A 3018-nucleotide genomic window follows, 5' to 3' on the forward strand; every position below is an offset into this window, starting at 1 on the left:
CGATCAAAAACCTGTGGGAGCTGGCTTGCCAGCGATGAGGCCAAGCCCTACCAGCACAAAACCTGCAGACACAAAAAAGCCCTGTCCGGCGAACACCGAACAGGGCTTTTCAGCACATCAAAGCGCTACTTAAGCAACATTCATGGTCTTGTGCGTATCAATCAAATGCTGCACCACACCCGGATCCGCCAGGGTCGAGATGTCGCCCAGCCCATCATATTCCGCCGTGGCAATCTTGCGCAGGATGCGGCGCATGATCTTGCCCGAACGGGTCTTCGGCAGCCCCGGTGCCCACTGGATCACATCCGGCGAAGCGATCGGGCCGATCTCCTTGCGCACCCAGTTCTTCAGCTCCAGGCGCAGTTGCTCGGTCGGCTCCTCGCCGTTCTTCAAGGTCACGTAGACATAGATGCCCTGCCCCTTGATGTCATGCGGCACACCCACCACCGCAGCTTCGGCCACCTTCGGATGCGCGACCATCGCGCTTTCGATCTCGGCGGTGCCCATGCGGTGGCCGGAGACGTTGAGCACGTCGTCCACGCGCCCGGTGATCCAGTAGTAACCGTCGGCATCGCGACGCGCGCCGTCACCGGTGAAGTACATGCCACGGAAGGTCTTGAAGTAGGTATCGACGAAACGATCGTGATCGCCGTACAGCGTACGCGCCTGACCCGGCCACGAATCGAGAATCACCAGATTGCCCTCGGCCTCGCCCTCGATGATGTTGCCGAGGTTGTCGACCAGCGCCGGCACCACCCCGAAGAACGGACGCGCCGCCGAACCCGGCTTCAGCGCGTGAGCACCCGGCAGCGGGCTCATCATGTTGCCGCCGGTTTCGGTCTGCCACCAGGTATCGACGATCGGGCAACGCGACTTGCCGACATTCTTGTAGTACCAGTCCCAGGCTTCCGGGTTGATCGGCTCACCGACCGAACCGAGCAGACGCAGGCTGCTGCCATCGGCGCCTTCCACGGCAGCCTGACCCGAGGCCATCATCGCGCGGATCGCGGTCGGCGCGGTGTAGAGGATGTTGACCTTGTGCTTGTCGATGATCTTCGCCACCCGTGTGATGTCCGGGTAGTTCGGCACGCCTTCAAACAGCACGGTGGTCGCGCCGTTGGCCAGCGGGCCGTAGACGATGTAACTGTGGCCGGTGACCCAGCCGACGTCGGCGGTGCACCAGTAGATTTCGCCCGGACGGTAGTCGAACACGCGTTCGTGGGTCATCGCCGCATACAGCAGATAACCGCCGGTGGTGTGCTGCACGCCCTTCGGCTTGCCGGTGGAGCCGGAGGTATAAAGGATGAACAACGCTTCTTCGGCGCCCATCTCTTTCGGTGCGCACACGGTGCCCGCGACCTTCATCAGGTCTTCGTACCAGATGTCGCGATGCTGGTTCCACTTGATGTCGCCACCGGTGCGCTTGCAGACGATGACCTTCTGGATGCTGCTGGTTTCCGGATTGGTCAGGGCGTCGTCGACATTGGCCTTGAGGGAAATCTTCTTGCCGGCACGGATGCCTTCGTCAGCGGTGATCACCACTTTCGAACGGCAGTCGATGATGCGACCGGCCAGGGCTTCCGGCGAGAAACCGCCGAACACCACCGAGTGAATCGCGCCGATCCGGGTGCAGGCCAGCATGGCGACCACGGCTTCGGGAATCATCGGCATGTAAATGGTCACCACGTCGCCACGGTGCACGTCCTGACCACGCAGGGCGTTGGCCAGTTTGCACACTTGCTCGTGCAGTTCGCGGTAGGTGATGTTGCGGCTTTCGGAAGGATCGTCGCCTTCCCAGATGATCGCGACTTGATCGCCGCGCTCGGCCAGATGACGGTCGAGGCAGTTGTAGGAAACGTTCAGGGTGCCGTCGGCAAACCACTTGATGTCGACATGGTGATCGTCGAACGACGTCTGCTTCACCGTGGTGAAAGGCTTGATCCAGTCCAGACGCTTGGCTTGCTCGCGCCAGAAGCCGTCAGGGTTGACGACCGACTGCTGGTACATGGCTTTGTAGGTCGCCTCGTCAGTCAGCGTGTTTGCCAGAACCTCGGGACGAACGGGATACAGAGAAGCCGCACTCATCTTTCCTACCTCGGTGTAATAGTTGTTTTTGTATGACCCCGTTGTAGCCGGGTGGGCCCCATAGAACCATTCGACGATGGTAGTAACAAGCCCCTACAAAATGTCCGCATTCCATGTGGGAGCTGGCTTGCCAGCGATGCAGTCAACGCGATCCGTCAGGCAAACCCCATCCGGCCAGACACCAAGACCTCAATCGATTGTTACCAAATCTATCAAAAGTGTTTATCAAAACCGCCCCTGTTTACCGACACCCCGCCGCCCTAAAATTCACCTCGCCAACAAGGCAACCGCGATTAACAACGTTACAGCCCCCACGAAGGCCGTTAATCCAGCTCTCCAAGTAACGCATCAACTACTCAAGCTCCACACGCAACCCTAAAAAGGTTGCGTGACCCCACTCGACCTCAAAAAGGTGAATTAGAAATGAAAGCTTTATTGGTTCTGGCCCTCAGCAGTCTGTGCGCAACCGCCATGGCAGACGAGGTCCCGACTGATGTCGCACAGCAACAACCGGTCATCGAGGAATACACTTACTCCACGCATCTGGACATCGCCAAAGTTGTATCGATGAGCGAAGTGCCAAATGTCTGCGAAGTAGTACCGGCGAAAATGGAATACGACGACTCCAAAGGCCAACGCCACATCCTGCGCTACAGCATCATGGGCAACGGCTGCACGAACTGAATCAGACTGCACCGAATCGGATCGCTCAGCGCTACATTGAGGGTCGATTCCAGCCCGGCTTCGGTCGGGCTCAGTTGTGTCTGAAGCCGTGAAAAACGCTTGCAAAACACTAGATATAGTGAAAAACCCGCTTTTCTGGCTATTTTTTAAACAAAAAAACACCTGCCAAAAAATTAACGAAAAAAAATCTGCCGGGGTCGACTCCGCGCAAAGCCCTGTAATCCCTCGGTCGGATCGAAATCCACCCCC

The 3018-nt window shown here is 58.3% G+C and carries 2 protein-coding genes; one reads left to right on the forward strand and one right to left on the reverse strand.

Features of this window, described 5'->3' with window-relative positions:
• Nucleotides 1–129: 129 nt before the first annotated feature.
• On the reverse strand, nt 130–2085 hold the full coding sequence (gene acs, locus F8N49_RS26935; protein WP_016773581.1) for an acetate--CoA ligase: 1956 nt from the start codon (nt 2083–2085) through the stop codon (nt 130–132).
• Between the two features lie 423 nt (nt 2086–2508).
• Here acs and F8N49_RS26940 point away from each other — a divergent pair, with 423 nt between their 5' ends.
• Nucleotides 2509–2769, forward strand: coding sequence for a DUF2790 domain-containing protein (locus F8N49_RS26940; protein WP_007912695.1), 261 nt, complete (start codon nt 2509–2511; stop codon nt 2767–2769).
• The last annotated feature ends 249 nt before the right edge of the window (nt 2770–3018 follow it).

Origin of the sequence: Pseudomonas sp. GXM4 (genome assembly GCF_008923895.1) — a bacterium.
Lineage (GTDB): Bacteria > Pseudomonadota > Gammaproteobacteria > Pseudomonadales > Pseudomonadaceae > Aquipseudomonas > Aquipseudomonas atacamensis.